Annotated in this window: 25 protein-coding genes and 2 tRNA genes; 5 read left to right on the top strand and 22 right to left on the bottom strand. The window is 55.0% G+C overall.

Annotation, left to right across the window (positions count from 1 at the left end; translation table 11 throughout):
- Positions 1–328 precede the first annotated feature (328 nt).
- The 3 genes from CSQ89_RS22835 to CSQ89_RS02620 form a co-directional block, all read right to left on the bottom strand.
- Positions 329–748, bottom strand: a complete 420-nt coding sequence (locus tag CSQ89_RS22835) for a protein YgfX (protein ID WP_099404640.1) — start codon at positions 746–748, stop codon at positions 329–331.
- Positions 749–811: 63 nt separating this feature from the next.
- The gene (locus CSQ89_RS02615; RefSeq protein ID WP_099404641.1) at positions 812–1,510 is read right to left on the bottom strand and encodes an SIMPL domain-containing protein; all 699 of its coding nucleotides are present in this window, start codon (positions 1,508–1,510) and stop codon (positions 812–814) included.
- A gap of 97 nt (positions 1,511–1,607) precedes the next feature.
- On the bottom strand, positions 1,608–1,967 hold the full coding sequence (locus tag CSQ89_RS02620) for a hypothetical protein (protein WP_099404642.1): 360 nt from the start codon (positions 1,965–1,967) through the stop codon (positions 1,608–1,610).
- 112 nt (positions 1,968–2,079) lie between these two features.
- On the opposite strand from CSQ89_RS02620, the gene CSQ89_RS02625 reads away from it, so the two are divergent.
- Both CSQ89_RS02625 and CSQ89_RS02630 read left to right on the top strand, forming a co-directional pair.
- Positions 2,080–2,424 carry a hypothetical protein gene (locus tag CSQ89_RS02625; protein WP_099404643.1) on the top strand — a complete coding sequence of 115 codons (345 nt, stop codon included), beginning with the start codon at positions 2,080–2,082 and terminating at the stop codon, positions 2,422–2,424.
- 243 nt (positions 2,425–2,667) lie between these two features.
- A complete protein-coding gene (locus CSQ89_RS02630) occupies positions 2,668–3,441 on the top strand; it encodes a substrate-binding periplasmic protein (RefSeq protein ID WP_099404644.1) in 774 nt (257 codons plus the stop codon).
- Between the two features lie 50 nt (positions 3,442–3,491).
- Here CSQ89_RS02630 and rnr read toward each other — a convergent pair whose 3' ends face one another.
- Positions 3,492–5,783, bottom strand: a complete 2,292-nt coding sequence (gene rnr / locus CSQ89_RS02635; RefSeq protein ID WP_099404645.1) for a ribonuclease R — start codon at positions 5,781–5,783, stop codon at positions 3,492–3,494.
- Between the two features lie 39 nt (positions 5,784–5,822).
- Here rnr and CSQ89_RS02640 point away from each other — a divergent pair.
- Together CSQ89_RS02640 and CSQ89_RS02645 are read left to right on the top strand one after the other, a co-directional pair.
- Positions 5,823–5,909 (top strand) — tRNA-Leu (locus tag CSQ89_RS02640).
- A gap of 174 nt (positions 5,910–6,083) precedes the next feature.
- Positions 6,084–6,170: transfer RNA gene (locus CSQ89_RS02645), tRNA-Leu, on the top strand.
- Positions 6,171–6,380: 210 nt separating this feature from the next.
- On the opposite strand, the gene CSQ89_RS02650 is transcribed toward CSQ89_RS02645, so the two are convergent.
- The 18 genes from CSQ89_RS02650 to ndk form a co-directional block, all read right to left on the bottom strand.
- A complete protein-coding gene (locus CSQ89_RS02650) occupies positions 6,381–7,142 on the bottom strand; it encodes a pyridoxine 5'-phosphate synthase (RefSeq protein WP_099404646.1) in 762 nt (253 codons plus the stop codon).
- Positions 7,143–7,226: 84 nt separating this feature from the next.
- Positions 7,227–8,522 carry an adenylosuccinate synthase gene (locus CSQ89_RS02655; RefSeq protein ID WP_099404647.1) on the bottom strand — a complete coding sequence of 432 codons (1,296 nt, stop codon included), beginning with the start codon at positions 8,520–8,522 and terminating at the stop codon, positions 7,227–7,229.
- Positions 8,523–8,717: 195 nt separating this feature from the next.
- The gene (locus tag CSQ89_RS02660) at positions 8,718–9,869 is read right to left on the bottom strand and encodes an ATP phosphoribosyltransferase regulatory subunit (protein WP_099404648.1); all 1,152 of its coding nucleotides are present in this window, start codon (positions 9,867–9,869) and stop codon (positions 8,718–8,720) included.
- A gap of 12 nt (positions 9,870–9,881) precedes the next feature.
- Positions 9,882–10,064 carry a DUF2065 domain-containing protein gene (locus tag CSQ89_RS02665; protein ID WP_099404688.1) on the bottom strand — a complete coding sequence of 61 codons (183 nt, stop codon included), beginning with the start codon at positions 10,062–10,064 and terminating at the stop codon, positions 9,882–9,884.
- A 5-nt stretch (positions 10,065–10,069) separates the two neighbouring features.
- Entirely contained in the window at positions 10,070–10,939 is an 870-nt protein-coding gene (gene hflC, locus CSQ89_RS02670) for a protease modulator HflC (protein WP_099404649.1), read from the bottom strand.
- Position 10,940: 1 nt separating this feature from the next.
- Positions 10,941–12,140, bottom strand: a complete 1,200-nt coding sequence (hflK, locus tag CSQ89_RS02675) for an FtsH protease activity modulator HflK (RefSeq protein WP_099404650.1) — start codon at positions 12,138–12,140, stop codon at positions 10,941–10,943.
- A gap of 7 nt (positions 12,141–12,147) precedes the next feature.
- Positions 12,148–13,254, bottom strand: coding sequence for a GTPase HflX (hflX, locus tag CSQ89_RS02680; protein WP_099404651.1), 1,107 nt, complete (start codon positions 13,252–13,254; stop codon positions 12,148–12,150).
- A 239-nt stretch (positions 13,255–13,493) separates the two neighbouring features.
- A complete protein-coding gene (gene hfq, locus CSQ89_RS02685; RefSeq protein WP_099404652.1) occupies positions 13,494–13,754 on the bottom strand; it encodes an RNA chaperone Hfq in 261 nt (86 codons plus the stop codon).
- Positions 13,755–13,877: 123 nt separating this feature from the next.
- Positions 13,878–15,290 carry a ribosome biogenesis GTPase Der gene (gene der / locus CSQ89_RS02690; protein WP_099404653.1) on the bottom strand — a complete coding sequence of 471 codons (1,413 nt, stop codon included), beginning with the start codon at positions 15,288–15,290 and terminating at the stop codon, positions 13,878–13,880.
- Positions 15,291–15,394: 104 nt separating this feature from the next.
- Positions 15,395–16,564 (bottom strand): outer membrane protein assembly factor BamB, encoded by a 1,170-nt coding sequence (gene bamB / locus CSQ89_RS02695; protein WP_099404654.1) that lies wholly within the window; start codon positions 16,562–16,564, stop codon positions 15,395–15,397.
- Entirely contained in the window at positions 16,561–17,199 is a 639-nt protein-coding gene (locus tag CSQ89_RS02700; RefSeq protein WP_099404655.1) for a YfgM family protein, read from the bottom strand. The genes bamB and CSQ89_RS02700 overlap by 4 nt, the downstream gene beginning before the upstream one ends.
- 14 nt (positions 17,200–17,213) lie before the next feature.
- Complete coding sequence (locus CSQ89_RS02705) at positions 17,214–17,462, bottom strand: hypothetical protein (protein WP_099404656.1); 249 nt, start codon at positions 17,460–17,462, stop codon at positions 17,214–17,216.
- Positions 17,463–17,466: 4 nt separating this feature from the next.
- On the bottom strand, positions 17,467–18,723 hold the full coding sequence (gene hisS / locus CSQ89_RS02710) for a histidine--tRNA ligase (RefSeq protein WP_099404657.1): 1,257 nt from the start codon (positions 18,721–18,723) through the stop codon (positions 17,467–17,469).
- An 11-nt stretch (positions 18,724–18,734) separates the two neighbouring features.
- On the bottom strand, positions 18,735–20,009 hold the full coding sequence (gene ispG / locus CSQ89_RS02715) for a flavodoxin-dependent (E)-4-hydroxy-3-methylbut-2-enyl-diphosphate synthase (protein ID WP_099404658.1): 1,275 nt from the start codon (positions 20,007–20,009) through the stop codon (positions 18,735–18,737).
- Positions 20,010–20,016: 7 nt separating this feature from the next.
- Positions 20,017–21,024 (bottom strand): RodZ domain-containing protein, encoded by a 1,008-nt coding sequence (locus CSQ89_RS02720; RefSeq protein ID WP_099404659.1) that lies wholly within the window; start codon positions 21,022–21,024, stop codon positions 20,017–20,019.
- A gap of 39 nt (positions 21,025–21,063) precedes the next feature.
- On the bottom strand, positions 21,064–21,810 hold the full coding sequence (gene pilW, locus CSQ89_RS02725; protein WP_099404660.1) for a type IV pilus biogenesis/stability protein PilW: 747 nt from the start codon (positions 21,808–21,810) through the stop codon (positions 21,064–21,066).
- Between the two features lie 37 nt (positions 21,811–21,847).
- Positions 21,848–22,924 carry a 23S rRNA (adenine(2503)-C(2))-methyltransferase RlmN gene (rlmN, locus tag CSQ89_RS02730; RefSeq protein WP_099404661.1) on the bottom strand — a complete coding sequence of 359 codons (1,077 nt, stop codon included), beginning with the start codon at positions 22,922–22,924 and terminating at the stop codon, positions 21,848–21,850.
- Between the two features lie 15 nt (positions 22,925–22,939).
- Positions 22,940–23,362, bottom strand: a complete 423-nt coding sequence (gene ndk, locus CSQ89_RS02735; protein WP_099404662.1) for a nucleoside-diphosphate kinase — start codon at positions 23,360–23,362, stop codon at positions 22,940–22,942.
- 202 nt (positions 23,363–23,564) lie between these two features.
- Here ndk and CSQ89_RS02740 point away from each other — a divergent pair, with 202 nt between their 5' ends.
- Positions 23,565–24,512 carry an SPOR domain-containing protein gene (locus CSQ89_RS02740; protein WP_099404663.1) on the top strand — a complete coding sequence of 316 codons (948 nt, stop codon included), beginning with the start codon at positions 23,565–23,567 and terminating at the stop codon, positions 24,510–24,512.
- The last annotated feature ends 8 nt before the right edge of the window (positions 24,513–24,520 follow it).

Here is a 24,520-nt window from a genome sequence, read left to right on the forward strand (position 1 = left end):
CGGTTTACGATCCACGCTTCCTTCCCACGCTCGGTCGCCCTCACGCAGTTGCGCTTCACTTCGTTCGCTGTGATCAACTTACGGCGGGACTTCCACCCGCAGGAGTGCGCCCATGCTGGGCGCACATAAAAAAGGGCCAGTCGAACTGGCCCTTATGCATCAGCTACACCGGACATCGCGTCTTAAGAATCCGTCTAAAATCTCGCGAGTCAAGACAAGACAAGGCGGAAACAGCCGAGGAAGCGGCGTTTACAAGTGGTAAAAGCGCATGTCTTCACGCCATATTGCCCACGCGTAGCAGACCATTAGCCAGGTTCCAAAACCGTGCTCACCCCCAGCGTAACCAACTACGCAGCTGGCGCAACTGCGCAGGGGATGCGCTATCAGGCCAAAGAAATAACAATAGCCGGCTACCATCGGCCAACTGCAAAGGCAGGCGCATCAACCAAAGGCTGCGATAGACGCCACGGTCCAGTTTGGCTTCCACCTCTTCTGCGCCAAAAGACAAGGCCCAATCACCATCGGGCAACAGCCGTATCTCTGACGGCAAGCGCTGCCCATGCAGATGACGCCAATACCATGCAGCCGATGCCAACAGCAGCAATAGCAACACAAGCTTCACCGGCCACGCCAGACTATTCAGCCACACCATCGGCAGCGCCACTGTATGCAGCGACACCACGCCCACAGCCGGATAGCGTGAAGGACGTAATTGCAAACGCAGGTTTGGCATACCAAGGCGAGACATAGCTTGAGCAGGACCTAGCCGACAACTTGCTCAATATCCGTAACCATCGGCCAGGACCCAGTCCTACTGTTCAATCTGGATACTACCGCTAACCCCCACCGTTACCACGCTTTGCCCTCCTTCCATTGGGGGCGGCGCCGCATCCATGGCTTCAGCGCGCAACATCCCCACCTTAGCTCGCATCATCGGCGGCGGGGCATAACCGCCACCCTGCGTGTTGACGTTAATGCTCACCAACTTATAACCCTTGCCGCCCACACTGCGTTTGACCACTTCCGCGCGGCCCCGGAATGCCTTTACGGCCTCGTCGATCAGTTCGGTCTCTGCTTTTTCCATGGTGGTAGGCGACACGGCAAAGCTCATCCCGCCAAGCTGCATATTCGCTTGCAGCTTGCCAACCAATTCAGCCAGCGCCTTGAAGTCGGTACTTTCCAAACGAATTTCCGCCCGCCCCCGCCAGCCTTCAGCCTTGTTGTTCTTGCCATAGAGCGGGTAGACACTGTTCCCGCCGTTGGCTGACTTGACGCCGGGATAAGCCTTCGCCACCTTCAACCCGTCAGAAAGTGCACGGTTAAGCCTGTCTGACAATGAGGCAGGATTGGTTTCGCTAAATTCGACATAAAGCGACGCCTGGGCGAGGTCGTTCTGCACCTCGCGGCGCGCGTCAGCCTGCAGGCTGACGATGTTGTACGCAATGGTATCTTCAGCCAACGCACCGCCAGCCAATAATGCCAAGAGCGTCAAACGGGCAATTCGATTCATATGTGCATTCCTTTTTATGGTTGGGATCAGACCAATCCCCCAAATGGGTTCAAATCTGCAAAACACCGGGCTGAATCAAGGCTGAATCCACATAACTTCAGTGCAGGCCATGGTCGGCAGGACTGTTGTGGATATCCTGATCGACGCTATCCATCAGGACGGTATGAATCTCTACATCAAACCAGTCCCAGAAAGTCTTCAGGTTACGCGACTTGGGCCAGTGCTTTTCATCCTGACTCCAAGAGGCCAGCTCCATCTCGAACACACGGTCAGCCATATCATCGATATAGGCAATGCCATCTTCTTGTTCGTTTACCTCGGGAATCATCAGTACAGTGCAATCACTGCGCACGTCATCCAGGCTTAACGTGACTTCGTTATCCGGCAGACCATTCAGCCAGTCCAAAAAAAGCTGCTTCGGCTTGATCACAGCAATCGAACGATCAACAAAATACATAAAAGGTCTCCACAATAAAGCTAGCTCAGCATATCACGGCCATGGACTGCGCCTTGAAGCGCCGCAGCCATCGCCTAGAATCAATAACAGACATATCAAACCAGGGCTAAGCATGTTTGACCAACGCACTTCCGGCCGCAGGCTGGTTCGCTGGAAGGCTGCCGTCATTCCGCTGAACGAACCTGATCGGGTCATCCAGGCACAGGCAACCGAAGTAGCACAAAAGGGTATCTCTCTCTTTTGCAAGGAACAGCTTTTTCCCCACATTACTTATAAGGTCATCCTACAAATCCCCGATTCCATGCATATCAGCGTCTCGTATGTCGATGTACAGGGCAAACCCATCTTCTCTTCCCTGGTGGGTTCCATGGGCGAATTCCGTACCGGCATGCGCATCACCGATGTAAGTAACGAATACCGGACCAAACTCGACCAATTACTGCGTGGCATGGGCTAGCCAACAGATTTTGGGGTAGCTACACAATCTCAGGCCCCTCCTAGCAATGTAGCGCCAGGGTTATAGCATCTCTCCTAATCAACCGGGCACCCATGCTCCGTTTCAACACGGCAAAACAACACTAAAGTGCATAAGCCCTGAACAAAGACACACCCTTTGCAAGCACCCGGGGTGCCCGCAGCCAAAATGGAAATCGCAGTCTTACAGGGCTATAAATGGATATCCTTGCAACAGGAGGCTCCAATGCCGAACTGGTTTTGTCGGCTCAGTGTCATTACCTTGCTGACAACTTGCTCTGCCTTCTCGGCCGACAAGCCCCCTATCATCAAACTTTGCATTGAAGATGAAGACTCCTACCCCTGGCTGCTGAAAAATCGTCCTGGCTTGAGCATCATCATGATGCAGATGGTGGAGAAGCGCCTGGAGGTCAAGATGGATATCCAGCCACTGCCCTGGAAGCGCTGCATGGAGGTGGTCAAACACGGGATTTTCGATGGGTTGTTCAAGATCAGCTTCAAGGCCGACCGGATGGAACTGGGAAATTTCCCCATGATTGGCGACAAGCCAGACATCAGCAAACGCATGTTTGATGACAGTTACAGCCTTTATCGCCTGAAGGGCACCAATGTCGATTGGGATGGCAAAGTTATTCGCAATGCGGAAGCCGGTATTGGCGCTCAGGCGGGCTTTTCTATTGTTGACCAGCTCAAAGCCATGGGCATTACCGTAGATGACGGCACGCGGATTGCGGATGACAACCTGAGAAAGTTACTGGTCGGCCGAGTGGCCGCCGTTGCGCTACAAACCCAAGAGGGCGATGCCAGCATTGCTGCCAATGCAGACATGCGCGGCAAAATTGAGCGTCTCAGCCCTCCCCTGGCTGAAAAGCCTTACTTCCTGATGCTGTCCAAGCCATTTGTCACCAAATACAGCGAATTCTCCAAGCTCGTTTGGGATGCCGTGGCCGAGGTAAGAGAATCACCCGAATACAAGAAACAGGTCCAGCAATTCAAATAACGCGCTCAGCCGCGCTGATCAATCAAGCCATGAGTTCCACCCCACAGCCCCTAAGTCGGTAGTGCCTTGGCAGCCCGTTTGCTCCCGGCAACCGACTTGTCATGTAACACAAAGTCTATCTTGCCCGCCTCCAAATCCACCCTGGCCACTTTAATGGTGATGCGGTCAGTCAAGCCAAATGACTTACCGCTGTGCTCGCCCCGCAATACATGCTTGGCATCATCACAGTGGAAGTAATCGCTCCCCAACTCGGAGATATGCACCAGCCCTTCGACAAACAATCCATCCAGCAGCACAAATACGCCGAAACTGGTCACCGCCGAGATTACACCGTCACAGACTTCGCCGATACGGTCTCGCATGAAATAACACTTGAGCCAGTTTTGCACATCTCGGGTTGCCTCATCGGCGCGCCGCTCGGTACTGGAACAGTGCGCGCCTATCTCCGCCCAATTGCCCGGCTTGTAGGTGTCGCCCTTTAAGACCGCCTTGATGGAACGATGTACCAACAGGTCGGGGTAGCGACGAATCGGCGAGGTGAAGTGGGTATACGCCTCATAAGCCAAGCCAAAATGGCCCTGTTGCTCCGGCGTATACACAGCCTGCTGCATCGAACGCAATAACATTGTCTGCATCAGGCTCACATCAGGCCGTTGCTTCACCAACCCCATCAAAGTCGCATAGTCGCTGGCTTGTGGTTCATCGCCCCCACCCAGGCTTAAGCCGTGCCCACCCAGAAAACGGCGCAAGCTTTCCAACTTACGTTCAGTTGGGCCCTCATGCACCCGATACAACGAAGCATGCTTGTGCTCACCCAGAAAATTCGCAGCGCACACATTTGCCGCCAGCATGCATTCCTCTATCAACCGATGCGCCTCATTGCGCTGCACTGGCTCAATCCGCTCAATCTTGCCCGCCTCGTTGAAAACCATCTGGGTTTCGGTGGTCTCGAAGTCAATCGCGCCCCGTACGCAACGCGCCTTCAACATGGTCTGATACAGGCCGTGCAAATCCTGCAGGTGCGTGACCAGTCCCTTGCGCGCTTTGGCAGCCTTGCCTTTGGGCTTCTTGAGTATCTCGGCCACCTCGGTGTAGGTAAAACGGGCTTTGGACAACATCACCGCAGGGTAGAAACGGTAATGTTTCACGACACCTTTCGCATTGATCTGCATGTCGCAGACCATACAGCAGCGTTCCACATCAGGATTGAGAGAGCAGATGCCATTCGACAAAGCCTCGGGCAGCATAGGAATAACCCGCCGAGGAAAGTAAACCGAATTGCCACGGTCGTAGCTTGCTGCATCCAACGCATCGTTTGGTCGTACATAGTGGCTCACATCGGCAATCGCCACGACCAGCCGCCAACCCTTGCCTGCCTTTTCGGCATACACCGCATCATCGAAATCACGCGCGGTTTCTCCGTCGATGGTCACCAACGGCATATCGCGCAAATCTTCGCGTTGCAAACCTTCCGCGATCTTCCAGTCTTTCTTCAACACTTTCTTGGCGGTCTTCCTGGCTTGCGCCTCAGCCGCATCCGAGAACTCATAAGGTAGATCGTGCTTACGCAAGGCGATTTCTATTTCCATCCCCGAATCAGCGTAGTTGCCCAGCACTTCAACAATTCTACCAATTGCCTTGGCGTACTTATTTGGCTGGCTGATCAACTCCACCGTCACAATCTGCCCTGTCTCCGCATCCAGACTACCTTCGGGCGAAACCATGATTTCCTGGCCAATGCGCCGGTCTTCCGCCAGGACAAAGCTGACGCCCTTCTCCACATGCAATCGCCCCACAATCCGGCTATTCATGTGTTCGAGCACTTCAACCACCTTGCCTTCACGCCGGCCGCGTCGATCTGTGCCGACCTCGCGCACCATCACTCGGTCCCGATGCAGCACCTTCTGCATCTCCCTAGGGCCAATGAACAAGTCCGGCGTCCCGTCATCGGGCACCACAAATCCAAAACCATCCGGATGGCCTTGGACCCGCCCTTTAATCAAATCTAGCTTCTCGGCGATGCAGATGGCACCCTTGCGATTGATCACCACCTCGCCTTCACGTGCCATCGCATTGATACGGCGTGAGAAGAATTCTGACTCATCGGGCTGGATGGCAAACAGCGCAACCAGGTCCTCGGGCAGCATAGGCATGCCCTTTTCCGCCAAAATCTGCAGTATGTAGCTGCGGCTTGGCAAAGGCTGCGCGTACGTCGCAAGTTCTTGTTCGTAAAAAGGATCAGCCTGCCGCAGCTTCAATGCCGCGCGGGGCAGCTTGATTGTCTTCGCGGTTTTTTTCGTTTTCGTGTTTGACACAGCGTTTTGTCTCTCTATAATGCGCATCTCTTTTGACACGCTACTGCAATTGCAGCGATGTCCTAAGCCCAGGTGGCGGAATTGGTAGACGCACTAGGTTCAGGTCCTAGCGGTGGCAACACCGTGGAAGTTCGAGTCTTCTCTTGGGCACCAGTATTAAACGAAAAAGCCGATGCACACGCATCGGCTTTTTTGTCTTTCAGCTTTGTTACAACACCCCCAGCCAATACCCTTGCAACGCCAGCAACGGCAAGGCTTGACACAAGGTTTCGATTCTCTATAATGCGCACTTCTCGGCACACTGCAAACACAGCAGTGTTGCTCGAAGCCCAGGTGGCGGAATTGGTAGACGCACTAGGTTCAGGTCCTAGCGGTGGCAACACCGTGGAAGTTCGAGTCTTCTCTTGGGCACCAACATTCAATAAAGCCGATACGAAAGTATTGGCTTTATTGTTTTCAAGCCTGACCCACCACTGCGCGATATTCCCTAGCGGGCGCATCAGTACATCAACACCCGCCACATACCTGATATTGCCTCCCCACAAAGCCGAGCTCTGTTGGCAGACCTCACGTCGCAAGCAAAGTAGACAGCTCAAGCATTCCCCCGTCAATACGCTGCATTAATCAATACGCGCCCCGGGCCGCGCAAATGGCGGCGTAAGCGCGCACAGTCGCATCCAACCCCGCGTACAGCGCCTCGCCCACCAGGGCATGGCCGATAGATACCTCGGCAACCGCGGGCACAGTACGCAAGAACACGCCCAGATTGGCTTGGCTCAGATCATGGCCTGCATTCACCCCCAAACCCACCGCCGACGCCCGCATCGCAGCCTTTGCGCATTGCACCAATGCCTGCTCATAGTCTCCCGCCGCAAATGCATCTGCATATGGGCCAGTGTAAAGCTCGATACGATCTGCCCCCACCTCGGCAGCTAGTTCAATATCTGGCGAATCCGCATCCATGAACAAGCTCACCCTGCAGTTCAGGCGCTTCAATTGCGCGACCAAGGGGCGCAAACGAGCAGAATCAGCGCGCAAGTCAAACCCATGGTCTGACGTGATCTGACCATCCGCATCAGGCACCAACGTTACCTGAGCAGGCCGAACCGCTGCACACAAGGCCTCAAGCCCCGGATACCCATCCCGTGGTGGCGCAAAGGGATTGCCTTCGATATTGAATTCAATGTCGCTGCCAGCCAACAATCCGCCCAACTCATGCACATCGCCAGGGCGGATATGGCGTTGATCCGGCCGTGGGTGAACCGTAATGCCACCACAACCGGCAGCAATGCTTGTCTGGGCTGCAGCGATCACACTAGGCATATCGCCACCGCGGGAATTACGCAGAACGGCAATCTTATTGATGTTGACGGAAAGTACGGTCATGCAGTCAGGTCCGCTATTACAAACATTAAAATTCAGAGGCTATATACAACAACGCCCAGCAGCAGCCGGGCGTATTCAACAGGCTTAGTGGTTAAACGGGTGCCGGAGCACTATCGTTTCCTCACGGTCCGGGCCGGTCGAGATGATATCAATCGGTGCGCCAGTCACCTCAGCGATGCGCGTCAAATAGTTGCGTGCATTCTGCGGCAGATCTTCATAACGCTTTACACCGAAAGTTGACTCACTCCATCCTGGCAACGCTTCGTAGACCGGCGAGCAACCCGATAACTCCTCGGCACCTACCGGCAGAATATCCACCACTTCACCGTTGATGCGGTAGCCCGTGCACAACTTGATCACGTCAATGCCATCCATGACATCCATCTTTGTCACGCACAAACCCGACACGCCGTTGATTTGAATCGAACGCTTGAGTGCCGCCGCATCAAACCAACCACAACGGCGGGGGCGACCAGTAACCGAACCAAACTCGTTGCCGCGCTTGGCCAAGCCTGAACCCACATCGTCAAACAATTCAGTAGGGAAAGGCCCAGAACCTACACGTGTGGTATATGCCTTCACGATACCCAGTACGTACTGCAGCATCTGCGGGGCAACGCCTGCGCCTGGCGCAGCAGCACCCGCAACACAATTGCTTGATGTGACAAAGGGGTAGGTGCCATGATCGATATCAAGCAACGTGCCCTGCGCGCCCTCGAACAGCAACGGCTTACCCGCCTTGTTCAGGTCGTGCAGAATACGCGAAACATCCGCCACCATAGGTTTGATGCGTTCGGCCAACCGCAAGGTGTCTTCCAGTGTTTTCTGGAAATCCACTGTCTCGGTCTTGAAATATTCCTTGAGCAGGAAGTTGTAGTACGCCAGGTTTTCACCGAGCTTGGCGGCGAGGCGATCCGGATAGAACAAATCCTGGATGCGAATGGCACGGCGGGCCACCTTGTCCTCATAAGCCGGACCGATACCACGACCGGTGGTGCCGATCTTCTTGTCGCCCTTGGCGGCTTCACGCGCCTGATCCAGCGCAATGTGGTAGGGCAGGATCAGCGGACATGCTTCCGAGATCTTCAGGCGGCTGGCTACATCCACGCCGGCTGCTTCCAACTCGTCGATCTCCTTCAGCAAAGCCTCAGGCGAAATGACCACACCATTGCCGATGAAGCAGGCACGGCCCGTGTGCAGGATGCCTGAAGGGATCAGACGCAATACGGTTTTCTTGCCTCCGATCACCAGGGTATGGCCCGCATTATGGCCACCCTGAAAACGCACCACACCTTCTGCGTGGTCGGTCAGCCAATCGACGATCTTGCCCTTGCCTTCATCACCCCACTGGGTGCCAATCACCACGACGTTACGGCTCATGGATATTCCTTCATTGCTATGAAATCAAACATTCGTCCCGGCCCGCCGCAAAACAGACCAAGGATGGAAAAACAGTCCTGGCTCGAAACAATTTCCAGCCAAAACCGAGGGATTCAATACCCGCGGCCCCAGATAAAGCACCACGCGCAAATCACTACAGCATAGAGCCAACCATCAACGACAACCTTGCATGAATCAGATCGCCCTCACCTGCCAGCTGCCGTCGACCAAGACCAACTCACGATCGACATGCAGCTCCTCCAGGTCGACCACCTCGCCCAGGCGCACCACGACTGTTTCACCATCGGCGCGTAACTGGCGGATGGTTTCAGCCAAGCCACTATCAAAAGTCGGCGGTGCAAGGATAGCCAAGCGTACAGACGCAGGCGGCAAGCGCCACGCCAGTTCTTTTAAATCCAAGCTGAAGCCGGTAGCAGGTCGCGAACGGCCAAACTGTTCGCCGACATGGTCATAGCGGCCACCACGCGCCACTGCATTGGGCCAACCTTCAGCATAAGCAGCAAATACCAAACCCGTGTGATAGTAGCCAGAGCGTAATTCCGCCAAATCAAAATTAGGGGTAATGCCACGCGCCGCCAGCGCATCCGTCAATTCCCGCAACTCTGCCAGCGCGGCTTTCACGGCATCCAACGGCGGCAGCAGACGCTCTGCATGGGCAAGCACCGCCACATCGCCATACAGATTAGGCAGGGCCAATAAACCCGACTGTAAATCCTTCGGCACATTTATCAGCAACGCCGCCAAGGTCGCGACATCCTTTTGCTGAATCGTCCGAAACACCGACTCACGCGCAGCGCCCTGCAAACCAGCAGCATCCGCCAAAGCCAGGAAGAGGCCAATGTGTCCAATATCGAGATGAACATGGTCAATGTCGGCAAGCTTCAAGCACTCACCCATCAGTTCGACAATCTCCACATCCGCAGCCACGCCGGCAAACCCATAGATTTCAGCACCCAACTGCAAAGGCTCGCGCGCCGCCATGATGCCATCAGGCAAGGTATGTACAACAGGACCGGCATAGCACAGGCGCGTCACACCCTGGCGATTGAGCAGATGCGCATCAATACGGGCCACCTGAGGCGTGATGTCGGCCCTAAGGCCAAGCTGCCTACCCGACAATTGATCGGTCAGCTTGAATGTTTTCAAGTCCAAGGCGGCATCATCACGCGTCAGCAGCGAATCCACATACTCGATCAGTGGCGGCTGCACCAACTCGTAGCCAAAGCTCGCGATCAAATCCAGCGACGCACGCCGCAGGGTTTCGACCCGTCGCGCTTCGGGAGGCAGCAGGTCGGCAATATTTTCAGGAAGAATCCAGTTTCTCATTGATACAGACGCTCAAAAAACCAGCAGCAGAAGCACACCTGCCAACAGGGAGATAAAACCAATAAAACGGAGTTGGCCATTTTCAAGCGCAATCATTCGCTCAAAGGTGCTGCGCCACAAACGTGGCGACAAGAACGGCAACAGGCCCTCGGCAATCAGCACGAGGGCCAGAGCGAAGCCTAAATTATCCCACAAGCCGCTCACTTCGCCCGCGGGTCCTTCATGTATTTGAAGAAGGCAGAACTAGGGTCGACCACCATCACATCAGACTTCGATTTGAAGGTCTGCTTGTACGCATCCAGGCTGCGGTAGAAGGCATAAAACTCAGCATTTTGGCCGTAGGCGGCACCATAAATGGCCGCGGCCTTACCATCGCCATCACCCTTAAGCTGTTGCGCCTGGTTATAGGCATTCGCCAGAATCACCTCGCGCTGACGGTCGGCATCGGCACGGATTTTTTCCGCCTCGGCCGAACCCTCCGAACGCAACTGGTTGGCCACGGTCTTACGCTCAGAAATCATTCTGTCGAAAACCGCATTGCTGATGTCGTCAGGGAAGTCCACACGCTTGAGGCGCACATCGACGATACGGATACCAATCTTGCGCGCATCCGCATCCGCCACCTGCCCCACTACCTCCATAACCTCGTCCCGCTTGCCCGAGATGACGTCCTGCACGGTCTTCTTACCGAATTCAGCACGCAACACATCATTGACGGTTTTACGTAGACGCGCGGCAGCGACACGTTCATTGCCACCTACGCTCTTGTAATACTGCTCGACGTCAGTGACCTGCCACTTCACATAGCTATCGACCAAGACATTCTTCTTCTCGATCGTATTGAAGCGCTCGGGGCTTTCTGCATCCATGGTAAGTATGCGACGGTCAAAATAACGCACCGATTGCAGCAAAGGCACCTTGAAACGAATACCTGGCGCCTTCACCACCCGCACCACTTCACCAAGCTGGAAAACCATCGCAGCTTGGCGTTGGTCTACCGTAAAAACACTCATGCTCAAAACCAAGAGCCCAAACAATACGATGGCAAGCGCCGGAATAAATCTGTTCATTTCAACGCCCTTCCCGTTCGCTACGCAAAGGTGGTGTGCGCGGCACAACGGTTACCGGCACCTCTGCATTTATCCGCTGCTGCTCAGCCGTTGTTTCTACCGACGCAGGCGTTGACTGGCCACTCATCTGAATCAGCTTGTCCAAGGGCAGGTAAAGCAAGTTCCCGCTGGCTTTCTGGTCCACCAATACCTTGGTGCTGTTGGTCATAATCTGCTGCATGGCATCAAGATACATGCGGTCACGCGTTACTTGCGGTGCTTTGGCGTATTCCGTGGCGACCTGCTTGAAGCGGGACGCCTCACCTTCGGCACGGGCAATCACGCTCTGCTTGTAACCCTCGGCTTCTTGCAACAAGCGGGCAGCGTGCCCCTTTGCCTTGGGAATCACATCATTCGCGTAGGCGATGCCTTCGTTGGTTTGCTTGACCTTGTCCTGCCCCGCCTTCACAGCGTCGGCAAACGCAGCCTGCACGGCTTCTGGCGGCTGCACATCACTGATGTTGATCCGGCTGACGCGCACGCCTGTGCCATAGGCATCCAGCAGCGTCTGGATCAAACGCGTGGTATCCGCAGCAACCTGGCCCCGCCCTTCGTTCAACACAAAATCAACCTTGTTTCGACCCACCACCTCACGAATAGCGGTTTCAGCGGCCTGCTTGACCAGATCACGTGCGTCGCTGTCATTGGTGGCATTGTTGAACACAAAGTCATAGGCAGACTTGACGTCATACTGCACCTCAAGCTGCATCTCGATGATGTTCTGATCCTGGGTCAGCATGAGCGACTCGCCCTCGATCCGGCTTTTTGCATCACCTCGGAAGCCGACTTCGACCGACCGCACCTCTGAGAGCTTGACAATTTCATGCTGTTCGACCGGCCAAGGCATGCGCCAATGCAAACCAGAATTGGTCGTCTCGATGTAGCGTCCGAACCTAAGCACTACCGCTTCCTCGCGGGCGTCCACCACATAAAAGCCGCTGGCAGCCCACAAGAGGCCCACCACCCCGAGTACAACCGTTACACCCCCTGCCATTGCGCGCATATCGGCCTTGCCAGATGGCCCCTGGCCCGAAGGCTCGGAGGGTCGGCTAGGTTTGCCGCCAAAGAATTGTTTGAGTTTGTTGCTGAACTGCCGGACGATTTCGTCCAGATCAGGCGGGCCGTCTTTGCCTCGGCGGCCCCATTGCGGGTCTTGCGACATATAGGCTTTATTCCGTCGTTGAATAGTCGGGCATTAATTCGACCAGTACCTGCCGCAATAAATCCAGGCCCAGTCCTTTCTTCGCGCTGATGCGGACGGCGCGAATCCTACCATACTCGTCCCGTTCGACCTCTGGCTCACCCGCCTTGAGATCAATCTTATTGAAGACCACGATTTGCGGAATCGCGTCGGCTTCAATTTCCTTCAGGACGAGATTAACAGCCTCAATCTGCGCTTCACGGGTATCGCTTGCGCTATCGACCACGTGTAACAGTAGATCAGCTCGTACCGTTTCTTCCAGCGTAGCGCGAAAAGCCGCAACCAGACCATGTGGTAAATCGCGAATAAATCCGACTGTATCGGACAATACAATCGAATGCTGCGGGTCTAGAAACAACTTTCGGCTCGTGGTGTCCAGCGTGGCAAATAACTGGTCGGCTGCGTAAGCCTTGCCATGGGTCAATGCATTGAATAACGTTGACTTGCCTGCATTCGTATAGCCCACCAGCGAAACCGAAAACTGCTTGCTGCGTTCACGCGCACGGCGCTGGGTATCACGATGTCGCTGTAAATCCTTGAGCTTGGCCTTGAGCTTGACTACCCGCTCGTTAAGCATGCGCCTGTCCATTTCCAGCTGCGTCTCACCGGGGCCGCCGCGCGTACCCGTAGCACCGCGCTGACGCTCAAGGTGAGTCCACCCACGCACCAGACGGGTAGCCATGTACTGCAGCTGCGCCAACTCCACCTGAAGCTTGCCTTCATTTGAACGAGCACGCTGACCGAAGATATCCAGAATCAACCGAACCCGATCGGAAACCCGACATTCCAGCATTTTCTCCAGATTTCGTTCCTGCGCACCCACCAAGGCATGGTTAAACAGCACCGTACTGGCACCGGTAGCCGCTACTGCAGCAGCAATCTCCTCTACCTTGCCGGAACCCGCAAATAGCTTGGGGTCCGGCCGCTGACGTTTACCTTGGATGACAGCCAGGGCTTTATAGCCATTGCCCTCAGCCAAAAGCTTGAATTCTTCGATGTTTTCCAGATAGTCCGGCTCACCGAAATCGAGACACACGAGGACGGCTTTGTCCCCGCCTTGATGGCGTTCAAACACGCTAGGGTTTTACTCCAATGGGTACCGCATCATTGCGGTCTTTACACCTGCTGACTGCCGTGATGCACAGCGGCAACCGGGATGAATGCACTGCTCGAAATCTTCCTGCACCAACATGCATTTCGGCTTTCGAGCAGCACTTCATTGCCAACAGCCATTCACAGCGAAACATAAGCAAGCGCTCACTACACAGCAAACGGGGCACCCGAAGTGCCCCGCGCTGACTTGATCGGGCTTGATCAGGCTTCAGCAACCGGCGGGGCGGCGGCGTTGTCCTTGTCATACGGAATAGACACAGGTCGGGCCGGCACAACGGTAGAAATAGCGTGCTTGTAAACCATCTGAGTCACCGTGTTCCGCAGCAATACTACGTACTGATCGAAGGATTCGATCTGGCCTTGCAGCTTGATGCCATTAACCAGATAGATCGAAACCGGCACATGCTCCTTGCGCAGGATATTCAAAAACGGGTCTTGTAGCATTTGCCCTTTAGCGCTCATTGGTAATTCTCCACTATGCAATTAAAAAACGACGGAAATCCGTCAAGTTTGTTTTCCTGCGCAAACCGATCTTGGTTATCTTAATGTCACTTTTAGCAGCTTTTCCGCCAAGCACAAACAAGATCAGCCAGTTTTCTTGCGAACCCGTTTGACAACTTCCATACCGGGCTTGTGTTCACCCCGCATTACACCTTTACGGTCCGGCTTGAACTCACCCGGCTTGGTGTCATAGGGGTTTTCACTCTTCTTAAACTGCACCCGCAATGGCGTGCCCTGGAGTTTGAACATCTTCAGGAAAGAATGTTCCAGGTAACGCCAATAACTGGTTGGAATATGTTCCAGCGCCGTACCATGAACCACCACAACAGGCGGATTGGTGCCGCCCTGATGCGCATATTTCAACTTTGGTCGAATCAAACCAGCGCGTGGCGGTTGCTGCTTTTCCATAGCCAACTGCATCGCACGTGTCAGACGCGGTGTGGGCAGCTTTGCCATGGCAGCCTTATAAGCCGCGTCGATACTGGCAAAAAGATCACCCACCCCCTGCCCTTCCAACGCAGATATATAGTGGAAGCGGGCGAAATCCAGAAAACCAAGCTTACGGGCAATATCGCGCTTTACCTGGTCACGCGAGTAAAGATCCAACCCTTCCCACTTATTGACCGCCACCACCATGGCTCTGCCAGCTTCCAACGCAAACCCTGCGATATGCGCATCCTGCTCGGCAACATCCTGGCGCGCATCCAACACCAGCACCACCACATTGGCATCTTCAATCGCTTGCATGGTCTTCACGACTGAGAATTTCTCGATCACTTCATCCACCTTCGCGCGTTTACGCACACCGGCGGTATCGATAACTGTGTATTTGCGGGCATTCCGCTCAAAATCAATATAAATCGAATCGCGCGTTGTACCCGGCTGGTCAAACGCAATGACCCGTTCCTCGCCCAAGATGGCATTTACCAGCGTCGACTTCCCAACATTGGGACGGCCAATGATGGCGAATTTAGGGTAATCAAGTTCTTCTTCCTCGACTTCAACCTCAAACCCGTCCAGCAAGTCTTCAACAAGGCTACGCACACCTTCGCCATGGGCACCTGAAATCGGCCAGGGTTCACCCAATGCCAACTCAAAGAATTCAGCGATAACCACATTCGACGGCATGCCTTCTGCCTTGTTGACCGCAAGACGAACGGGCCGGTCGAGCTGCCGTAGCCGATTGGCAATCAGCTTGTCCTGCGGGGTAAGGCCCACCCTGCCATCAACGATGAACACGACGGCGTCAGCTTCATCAATCGCTTGCAAGGTCTGTCGCGCCATCTCATGCAAGATGCCATCGTCAGCTACCGGCTCAAAACCACCTGTATCAACCACTAGATAGGGCTTGCTACCTACTTTTCCATGACCATAGTGGCGGTCTCTCGTTAAGCCCGGCTGGTCGGCCACCAGCGCATCACGGCTTTTGGTAAGCCGGTTGAACAGTGTGGATTTACCGACATTAGGTCTACCGACCAGGGCAATCGTGGGTTTCATTATTTTCCTAACAACTTTTCTTTTGCTTGCAGCCCACACGAACCTGCATCACGTCTTGCCCTATCCAATACAGCGCAATACGAAAACAACCGTGTCGATCAGTCTTACTTCAGGCCAAAGGCGAATAAACCACCCGCCTGGGTTTGTACCAACAATCGCCCGCCAATCACCCTTGGTGCGACGACAATGGGGCTTTTATCGGTGCGCTGCCGAGCAACGAGACGACCATCCGCCGCGGCAACTAGGTGGACATAACCTTCAAAGTCACCCACTGCAATATAGTCACCAATCGGCACCGGACCGCTCACACGTCGGCCATACAATTCGTTGGACTTCCAGAGGCTACGTCCGCCCGAGCGCTCAAACGCCTGGATGGTGCCGACATCATCGGTAACGTAAACGTGGTTGGTATCAATCGCCAAGCCCGCATAGCTGGAAATATCACGCGCCCATAACAGCGAGCCATTATTGACCGCAAAACACGCAACACGCCCTTGGAAAGCCACCGCACAGACTTGACCATTGTCGACTACCGGCGCGGAAGTCACATCGCTGATGCGCTCAAGCTCCGTTGCCCCCTTGGGTTGGGCAACCAGTGATTCCCACAGCACCCGGCCATCCGCCAGAGACAAAGCGACAAGATGCCCCGCTGACAGACCGGCGTAGACCACACCATCGGCGACAGTCATGGCGGCATAGTTACGTAAGATCAGCGCCGGCTGAGTACGCTGAAACTGCCAACGCTGCTTTCCGTCATTCACATTCAAGCCGGTGATACGGCCATCAATCGTACGTACCACCACCACGCCTTCGGCGATCACCGGCGGCGAGATGACCTCGCTGGGCACCCGTACCTGCCACTTGAGTTTGCCATCGGTATCCCAGGCGAATAGCTCGCCCTTCAATGTACCCGCGGCCACCACTCCATCAGCAGCGCCAATGCCGCCAGCCAATGGCTTCTCACTCTCTACTTTCACCGACAAGCGCCCATCGGTGCTGCCAAAACCCGCGACGCCGCGCACATCCGCCATGTAGATGGCGCTACCGGTTACGTCAGGTGCAAAGCGGAACAGCACTGACTTAGGCGGCTCGCCTGCCCATAGCTTCTCATAAGCGCGCCGAAACAAGTTTGCCGATGGGAAACTGTTATCCCACAAGGGGGTCAGCGTAGCCGTCTGCTGAATCGCCTTCAGCTCGGTCGGCACCGGGCTGTTATCCGTGCCAGCACAGGCAACCAACAGGCCGGTCAGACCCAAAACCAATAACTGCTTCACTTAGCCGCCCCCAACGAGGAAAGCTTGACCTCAATCAACTCACGCGCGGGCGAATCTTTTTCCAATTGGGAGCGCGCCAACTCATAGGCCTTGCGGGCAGCAGGGAAGTCACCTTTCACCGCAAACACATCGCCACGTGCATCGGAAAACTGGCCAGCAAACGTATCGGACTTGGGTTTATCCAATGTTTTCAAGGCAGCATCAAACTGCTTCTGATCCAATAACACAGCAGCCAAACGCAAACGTGCAACATCCACCACACCGTCTTCGTTGCCGTGCGCAACCACCCATTCAAGCGCAGTGCGCGCCTTATCCAAATCCTTGCCATCATGAGCCGCCTTGGCTGCCAGGAGCATAGCGCGGCTAGTCAGGGCATGGCCGGGCTGCTGCTTGGCCATGGTGTCTGCAGCAGCTCGGGTCTTGGCAGCATCCTTGGCTTGGAAGGCTTTCTCCACAGTCCCATAGGCTGTCGTTGCAGCCTCGCCTTGCGACTGTTGATAAGCCTTCCAAGCAGCCTGACCCACATAGGCCACCAACAGCGCCACCGCCACTGTAATCAGCAGCTTGCCCCATTGCGTCCACCAAGCTTTGATCTCGGCGATTTGTTCCTGTTCCTGCAAATCAAATGCGGCCATCTTGCGTGTTTCCGTTAGCTAGTATGTTGACGAGTGCGCGACTGACGCTGCGCACGGATACGTTTGAAAAGATCGAACATGAACCAAGCCATCAGGCCCAATCCCACCACCACCAAGATGGCACCATGAGCCCGGTCGGCCAGCCAGGGGTGAACCTGCCCGCCTTCACCCACCACACCCAACAAACCAAAAGCGGCCAAGATAGCCCCGATGATGTCGAGCACAAAAAGCTTGAGCGAAACCTTCAGCTTTTGCTGGTGCATGGCGTCAGGCCATCAAAGCCACAGCAAGTTCAGCCTGCGGCACGCTACGTTGCTCACCACCTTCGCGCAATGGTTTGATCACCGCAGCACCGGCAGCAATCTCATCCTCGCCCAGAATGACGGCAAAGCGTGCGCCAGACCCATCGGCCTTCTTCATCTGCGACTTGAAGCTGCCACCACCGCTATGCACCGCCACCGCCAATCCAGCATCGCGCAATTGCTCGGCCAGCTGCGGTGCTTGCCGTTGCGCTTGCTCACCGGCATTCACCAGATAAACATCAGGCGCATCACTGGCACTGACACCGTACTCCTGCATCAGCAGCAATACCCGTTCCATACCCATGCCAAAACCACAGGCAGTCGTTGGTTTGCCACCCAAAGTTTCAACCAGACTGTCGTAACGCCCCCCCCCAGCAATCGTGCCCTGCGCACCAAGCTTGGTGGTCACCCACTCGAACACACTGCGATTGTAGTAGTCCAGGCCACGCACCAGCCGCGTATTCAAGGTGTAGGGCACCCCAGCATCTGTCAACAATTGGCACAGCCCATCGTAATGCGCGCGCGATTCTGCACCCAATACATCAAACAGCTTGGGCGCCGCCTCAATCATGGTTTGCATGCGGGGATGCTTGCTATCCAAAATACGGAGCGGATTGGTATGCAAACGGCGCTTGGCATCTTCGTCCAGTAATTCTGCATGCTGTTCAAAGTAGGCAATCAAGGCTTGGCGATAAGCAGCACGCTCATTTGCATCACCAATGGTGTTGATCTGCAATTCAACATCCGTGATACCCAGGGCTTTCCAGAGGCGCGCCAACATCACTATCTGTTCTGCATCCACATCCGGGCCGTCGTAACCAAACGCCTCCACACCAACTTGATGGAACTGCCGCTGACGCCCCTTCTGAACATTCTCATGCCGGAACATCGGGCCCATATACCAAAGCCGTTGCGGGCCATTGTACGTAAGGCTGTGTTCAATCACCGAACGCACACAACCCGCAGTACCTTCAGGGCGCAATGTCAGCCTGTCGCCATTGAGCGCATCAGTCCAGGAATACATTTCCTTTTCAACGATATCGGTATGCTCGCCGACACCACGTACATACAGTCCGGTCGGTTCGACAATAGGCAAGTGGATATAGCGATAACCATACAGGGCCAACACTTGGCTAGTGACTGCTTCGAGCTTGCGCCACAGGGCAGTTTGCCCAGGCAGAATGTCGTAGAAACCTTTGATGCTTTGAAACTTTTCAGCCATGAGATAAATAATCAGACGTTCTTGAGCGGGATGATCTTGGGCGTATCAAGCTGGCGACGCAGCTTACCGCCCTTGCTGTAATTGGTACGGACATAATCGAAGACGATAGCCTGAAACTCCTCGGCAATACCCTCGCCTTTCAAGGTGACGGTCTTCGCGCCATCGACAAAAACCGGTGCTACCGGCACTTCGCCCGTACCGGGAAGCGAAATGCCGATATTGGCAAGTTTTGATTCACCGGGGCCATTCACGACACAACCCATGACCGCAACGCTCATGGTTTCAACACCCGGAAAATCTGCCCGCCAAACAGGCATTTGCTCACGCAGATAGCGCTGGATCTTCTGCGCCAGCTCCTGGAAAAAAGTCGATGTCGTTCGCCCACAACCCGGGCATGCCGTTACCAGGGGGGTAAATGACCGGATACCCATGGTTTGCAGGATTTCCTGTGCCACCACGACTTCCTTGGTACGGGATTCGCCCGGTTCAGGCGTCAAGCTAACACGTATGGTATCGCCGATACCTTCCTGCAATAACACAGAGAGCGCCGCCGTTGATGCAACGATGCCCTTGGAACCCATGCCTGCCTCAGTCAGCCCCAAATGCAGTGGATAATCACACCGGCTACCAAGGTCGCGATAGACCTTGATCAGATCCTGCACGTCGGAAACCTTGCAGGAGATGGTGATAGCGTTGCCCGGCAACCCTAGCTGCTCCGCTTGGGCAGCACTCTCCAAGGCCGACTGGATCAACGCTTCACGCATCAATGCATCGGCTGGCAACGGATCAGGACGCTTTGCGTTCTCATCCATCATTCTTGCCATCTTGGCTTGATCGAGGCTTCCCCAGTTCACGCCAATGCGTACAGGCTTACCATATTTGATCGCCATATCGATCATCGCGGCAAATTGCTCGTCCCGCTTGGCGCCCTTACCTACATTGCCCGGGTTGATACGGTACTTGCCCAATGCAGCCGCACAATCCGGATACTGGGTAAGTAACTTATGACCGTTGAAGTGAAAGTCGCCAATCAAGGGCACATTGCAACCCATGGCATCCAACTGGCGGCGAATTTCAGCAACCTGCGCCGCCGCCTCCGGCGAATTAACAGTAATTCGGACAATTTCCGAGCCGGCTTGCCATAGCTCAAAAACCTGCTGAGCCGTACCAGCGGCATCTGCCGTATCGGTGTTGGTCATCGATTGGACAACCACAGGGGCATCGCCACCAAGCGGCACCTGACCAACCATGACCTGGCGGGAAATACGGCGGGGTAATTTACTCATTGGGAAATCAGTTCAATTCCAGATTGGCCACATCGACCTTGATATAAGGGCCCAGATCAGTGACCTTGCCCTTGTAGTAGAGTTCAGTCTGGCGGCCATTGCCGATCCGTACCTGATAAGGCGGTTTACCCTCTGTTACACGAGCTTGGCCCGCAGGTATCAACTCATTGATCAAACGCTGGCCGGTTGCATCGGTAATCTGCACCCAGCTTTCTTGCTTGGCCACAATACGAATCGCCGCTTTTGACTGTGCTTGAACACCAGGCGTCGTTGCAAGCAGCGGTGCCGCTGGCGTAACCACCGCAGCGACATTGGCCGGGCCAGACACCACCACATTACCCGGCCCAACACCCGCAGGCGTACTGGGCACAGTCGTTATCAACGGCGCGATCATCGTCACAACAGGTGACGCAGACGTGGCCGAAGCCTGTCCGGCAGGCAACACCGTTGACTGAGTAGATTCCTTTACCCCAATGCCTGCTGGAACCTCCGGTTGTGCAGGACTTGTGGCGGGAAACGACAATACAACAGGCTGGTTATTTGCCGGCAGGGTCAACACCGGCTCAGAGCGCGAATTTCGTACATACCAGTAACCACCAAAAACCAATAACACCACCACCAAACTGCCAGCCATGGCCAGCAGGAAGGCCGACCTACTCGCTACGCCATCAGGACGCAAAGTGGGTAACACCTCATTCTGCAAGCGGGGCAACGCGGCCTGGGGCTCCTCCACTGGCAAATGGCTGTTCAGATAATGAATGAGTGGCTGTGCATCAATCTGCAATAGCCGCGCATAGTTGCGGACAAACCCACGGACAAAGGTATTTCCCGGCAACGCATCATAGCGATCCGTCTCCAGGGCCTCTATCTGGCGGTGCGAAAGCTTGAGCTTGGCGGAAACATCTTCAATTGACAGCCCAAGCTGACGACGCTGTGCGGCCAATATGGCTCCAGCAGTCGGGTTTGGGCTGGCCAACTCAGTAAGAGAGGGGGTAGGCGCTTGATCTTGGCTCATCTCGGGCAGCTTGCCGGCGCGGTTGTATTAATAGAAAATTCAGTCGTACTTACCTGAGGCCAGCAAACCAGCCTCTTCGCTGTCTGGGAAAAGCGTGCGTAATTCCTTACCAAAACCAGCCGCATTGTCAGCATTTCCAAGTCTGTGTTCCAAACGTACATTCAGCCACATTACCTCAGGGCTAGGGCTGCCACCTAAACGGGCCACACGCGACAACAAGGTCCGCGAGCCATCCATATCCCCACCCATATAGGCTACCAGCGCCAAGCCGTACAGCGTCTGCGGATCATCCGGCCGCACACTCTCCGCCCTGCGCAGAAGATCGGCACCCGTCGCCACATCCCCCATCTTCAGCGCACAAAGGCCTGCCTGCAGCTGAGACCGCTCAGGGGTTTTGTACAGAGGGTTCTTTAGCGCAACACGAAAGTAAGTCATGGCTTCCCGGTAGGCTTTACGCTTACTGCAAAGGAACCAAGCGTAATTATGGTTCGCATTCGGCTCCTCTGGATCAAGGGAAATTGCGCGCCGGAAGCTCTTGTCCGCCTTGTCAAACTCACGTAGATCTGAGTAGACCAAACCCTGCACGTAGTAGGCGGTGGGGTAGCGGGAGTCCGCATCCAGCGCCTTATCGATCTCCTGCAGCGCAACATCATATTGACCACGCGCGTAATAACCTGCTGCGAGTTCGGTACGCAACCGCGGCAATTGGTTACGGTCTGGCTTATCCTCCGCCTGTACAGACACAGACAAACTTAGCAACAGTGCAGCAATCAAGCCGTATTTCATGCCTTAGTCCCTTATTAGTTGTATAGCTTGCGTGGTCTTACTCTGCCGCCAATCGCAGAGTCCGTTTGGTTTTGTCCTTAACCTGTCCCGCCAACTGGCCGCAGGCAGCATCAATATCATCACCGCGCGTCCTTCTCACTGTCACGATATAGCCCGCCTGAATAAGATGATCGCGAAAACGACGAATTGCATCAGGCTTCGATCGACCATAGCCAGAATTGGGGAAAGGATTAAACGGAATCAGATTAAATTTGCACGGTACATCTTTTACCAAGGCAACCAGTTGCTTGGCATGCTCAAAGGTGTCATTGACGCCATCCAGCATAACGTATTCGAAGGTAATGAAGTCACGCGGCGCCTTTTCCAAGTAACGCAAACACGCAGCCATCAACGCCTTGAGGGGGTATTTCTTGTTAATTGGGACAATCTCATCGCGCAAGGCATCGTTAGGCGCATGTAGCGAAACCGCCAACGCAACCGGACAGGCCTCGCGCAATCGGTCCATTTGTGGCACCAGACCCGAAGTAGACAACGTCACACGGCGGCGGCTTAAACCGTAGGCGTTATCGTCCAACATCAAGCGCATGGCGGCAACGACATTGTCAAAATTCGCCAGTGGTTCGCCCATCCCCATCATCACGACATTGGATACTATCCGGTCACCCTTGGGATCGCGGCCAAGCGCTTTGTTGGCCCACCACAGCTGGCCGATAATCTCGGCGGTGCTGAGGTTTCGATTAAAACCTTGTCGACCAGTGGAACAGAAGGTGCAATCAAGCGCGCATCCAACCTGACTGGAAACACACAAGGTACCGCGATCATCCTCAGGGATAAACACGGCTTCGACCCCATTGCCGGTCCCCACATCCAGCAACCACTTGCGAGTACCGTCCTCCGAAGCTTGTTCCAACATCAAGCTGGGCGGAGTAATAACTGCCTCCGCCGCCAGCTTTTCACGCGTAGTCTTGGCAATGTCCGTCATCAGGGCGAAATCAGACACACCAAAATGATGTATCCATCGCATCAGCTGCTTGGCGCGGAACGGCTTTTCCCCGCGCTCGGCCAAAAAGGCAGCGAAACGTGTGGCGTCAAAGTCGAGCAGATTGATAGACATAGCCAGAATATACGCTTAGCGACCGTAAACTTCGGTACCGAAGAAGTAGGCGATCTCAATCGCTGCATTTTCAGCACTATCGGAACCATGCACTGCATTGGCATCGATTGAATCAGCGAAGTCAGCACGGATCGTGCCCTTGTCCGCCTTCTTCGGGTCGGTAGCGCCCATCAGATCACGGTTAGCCAGAACGGCATTTTCGCCTTCCAATGCCTGAATCATGACAGGACCGGAGATCATGAAGCTAACCAAGTCATTGAAAAAAGGACGTTCCTTATGCACAGCATAGAAGCCTTCGGCTTCGGCACGCGACAATTGCTTCATTTTGGCAGCAACAACCTTCAAACCCGCATTTTCAAAACGTGAGTAGATCTGGCCGATCACGTTCTTAGCAACAGCATCAGGCTTGATAATGGATAGGGTACGTTCAACAACCATGGTCTAACTCCGATTATTTCGTAGAAGGAAAACTAAAAAGCAGATAATTTCGCACCACAAGCCGGGTTGCACTACAACCAAGCAGCTTGTCGGTATAAAAATGACCGAATATTCTACCAGCTTTGCTGTTGCGGCGCTCAAGGCCCTAGCAGCCGGTCAACGCAAACTCTCAGGGAGAGCGCCCTAACGGGCGCACAAGAACATGAGTGCGATTCGCCCCAGCCCCAGCCGAGCGCATCCTCCGCCTACGCAAGAGGACCATGAAGAGCAACGCGAAATACGGCAGCGCCTTATGCAGCGCTTGGCCATTGCCATTTGCCTGATCGTTGGTGTCGCTATCGCCATCACGATGCTCAATCGACTAGAAGGCAACCCTCCCGCCCACGAGAACGGCCCAGCGATCAATCCCCTTCAAGCCGAATCAGCGCCACCTACTGCCGCCGTATCAAAAACGGAAGCCCTTCCCAGCTCACCACCCATTGCGGAATCCACGCCCTCCGAAGTGCTGACAACGCCGCCAGACAGCGCAAGTACGTCACCACTCGCCCTGGGCGATGTCGCGCCAGAGCCCACCGTGCCGAGCAACCCCATTCTCAACAACCCACATACTGAAGAAAAAAAGGCACCTCTCACCGAACCAACCGAAAAGGCGACCACGGAGAAGATGACGCCCAAGCACCACTACAAGGCAGCACCTGTTCCTGACGACCCGGATGGCGGTTCTGCGACCGAACCAGCTCAACCGCAGCCCCGCCCACTGGTGCGGCCAAACCCACCGCCAGCCATGCCATTGGCCGATAACAAGCCCTCCCCCACCTTTAAGACACCTGCGCCCACGGCTGTCTTACCGCCACCACCACCCCAACGCGCCGCACAACCCGTAAAACCCACGCCGGAACATACTTTCACAGCCCTGGCTGCCGGCGTACTGCCAGCAGGCAGCAGAGGCTACACCGTGCAGGCCGGTGTATTTCAAAGCGGCACCAACGCCGAAAAACTCATTGAGAAGCTAAACGGAGCAGGCATCCCCGCACGCCTAGAAACCCGGGTTCAGGTCGGGCCGTTCAAAAACCGCGAAGAAGCTGCACTCATCATGCGGCGGCTACGTGAACTCGGGGTAACACCCATCCTGCAGAGCCCTACCTCCTAAAACCAGCC

Source organism: Chitinimonas sp. BJB300 (genome assembly GCF_002735695.1).
Classification (GTDB): domain Bacteria; phylum Pseudomonadota; class Gammaproteobacteria; order Burkholderiales; family Chitinimonadaceae; genus Chitinimonas.

Excerpts from the sequence above, each read along its gene's own strand:
- CSQ89_RS22835 (WP_099404640.1), bottom strand. The coding sequence starts at position 748 with ATGTCTCGCCTTGGTATGCCAAACCTGCGTTTGCAATTACGTCCTTCA.
- CSQ89_RS02615 (WP_099404641.1), bottom strand. The coding sequence starts at position 1,510 with ATGAATCGAATTGCCCGTTTGACGCTCTTGGCATTATTGGCTGGCGGT.
- CSQ89_RS02620 (WP_099404642.1), bottom strand. The coding sequence starts at position 1,967 with ATGTATTTTGTTGATCGTTCGATTGCTGTGATCAAGCCGAAGCAGCTT.
- CSQ89_RS02625 (WP_099404643.1), top strand. The coding sequence starts at position 2,080 with ATGTTTGACCAACGCACTTCCGGCCGCAGGCTGGTTCGCTGGAAGGCT.
- CSQ89_RS02630 (WP_099404644.1), top strand. The coding sequence starts at position 2,668 with ATGCCGAACTGGTTTTGTCGGCTCAGTGTCATTACCTTGCTGACAACT.
- rnr (WP_099404645.1), bottom strand. The coding sequence starts at position 5,783 with ATGCGCATTATAGAGAGACAAAACGCTGTGTCAAACACGAAAACGAAA.
- CSQ89_RS02650 (WP_099404646.1), bottom strand. The coding sequence starts at position 7,142 with ATGACCGTACTTTCCGTCAACATCAATAAGATTGCCGTTCTGCGTAAT.
- CSQ89_RS02655 (WP_099404647.1), bottom strand. The coding sequence starts at position 8,522 with ATGAGCCGTAACGTCGTGGTGATTGGCACCCAGTGGGGTGATGAAGGC.
- CSQ89_RS02660 (WP_099404648.1), bottom strand. The coding sequence starts at position 9,869 with ATGAGAAACTGGATTCTTCCTGAAAATATTGCCGACCTGCTGCCTCCC.
- hflC (WP_099404649.1), bottom strand. The coding sequence starts at position 10,939 with ATGAACAGATTTATTCCGGCGCTTGCCATCGTATTGTTTGGGCTCTTG.
- hflK (WP_099404650.1), bottom strand. The coding sequence starts at position 12,140 with ATGTCGCAAGACCCGCAATGGGGCCGCCGAGGCAAAGACGGCCCGCCT.
- hfq (WP_099404652.1), bottom strand. The coding sequence starts at position 13,754 with ATGAGCGCTAAAGGGCAAATGCTACAAGACCCGTTTTTGAATATCCTG.
- der (WP_099404653.1), bottom strand. The coding sequence starts at position 15,290 with ATGAAACCCACGATTGCCCTGGTCGGTAGACCTAATGTCGGTAAATCC.
- CSQ89_RS02700 (WP_099404655.1), bottom strand. The coding sequence starts at position 17,199 with ATGGCCGCATTTGATTTGCAGGAACAGGAACAAATCGCCGAGATCAAA.
- CSQ89_RS02705 (WP_099404656.1), bottom strand. The coding sequence starts at position 17,462 with ATGCACCAGCAAAAGCTGAAGGTTTCGCTCAAGCTTTTTGTGCTCGAC.
- hisS (WP_099404657.1), bottom strand. The coding sequence starts at position 18,723 with ATGGCTGAAAAGTTTCAAAGCATCAAAGGTTTCTACGACATTCTGCCT.
- ispG (WP_099404658.1), bottom strand. The coding sequence starts at position 20,009 with ATGAGTAAATTACCCCGCCGTATTTCCCGCCAGGTCATGGTTGGTCAG.
- CSQ89_RS02720 (WP_099404659.1), bottom strand. The coding sequence starts at position 21,024 with ATGAGCCAAGATCAAGCGCCTACCCCCTCTCTTACTGAGTTGGCCAGC.
- pilW (WP_099404660.1), bottom strand. The coding sequence starts at position 21,810 with ATGAAATACGGCTTGATTGCTGCACTGTTGCTAAGTTTGTCTGTGTCT.
- rlmN (WP_099404661.1), bottom strand. The coding sequence starts at position 22,924 with ATGTCTATCAATCTGCTCGACTTTGACGCCACACGTTTCGCTGCCTTT.
- ndk (WP_099404662.1), bottom strand. The coding sequence starts at position 23,362 with ATGGTTGTTGAACGTACCCTATCCATTATCAAGCCTGATGCTGTTGCT.
- CSQ89_RS02740 (WP_099404663.1), top strand. The coding sequence starts at position 23,565 with ATGAGTGCGATTCGCCCCAGCCCCAGCCGAGCGCATCCTCCGCCTACG.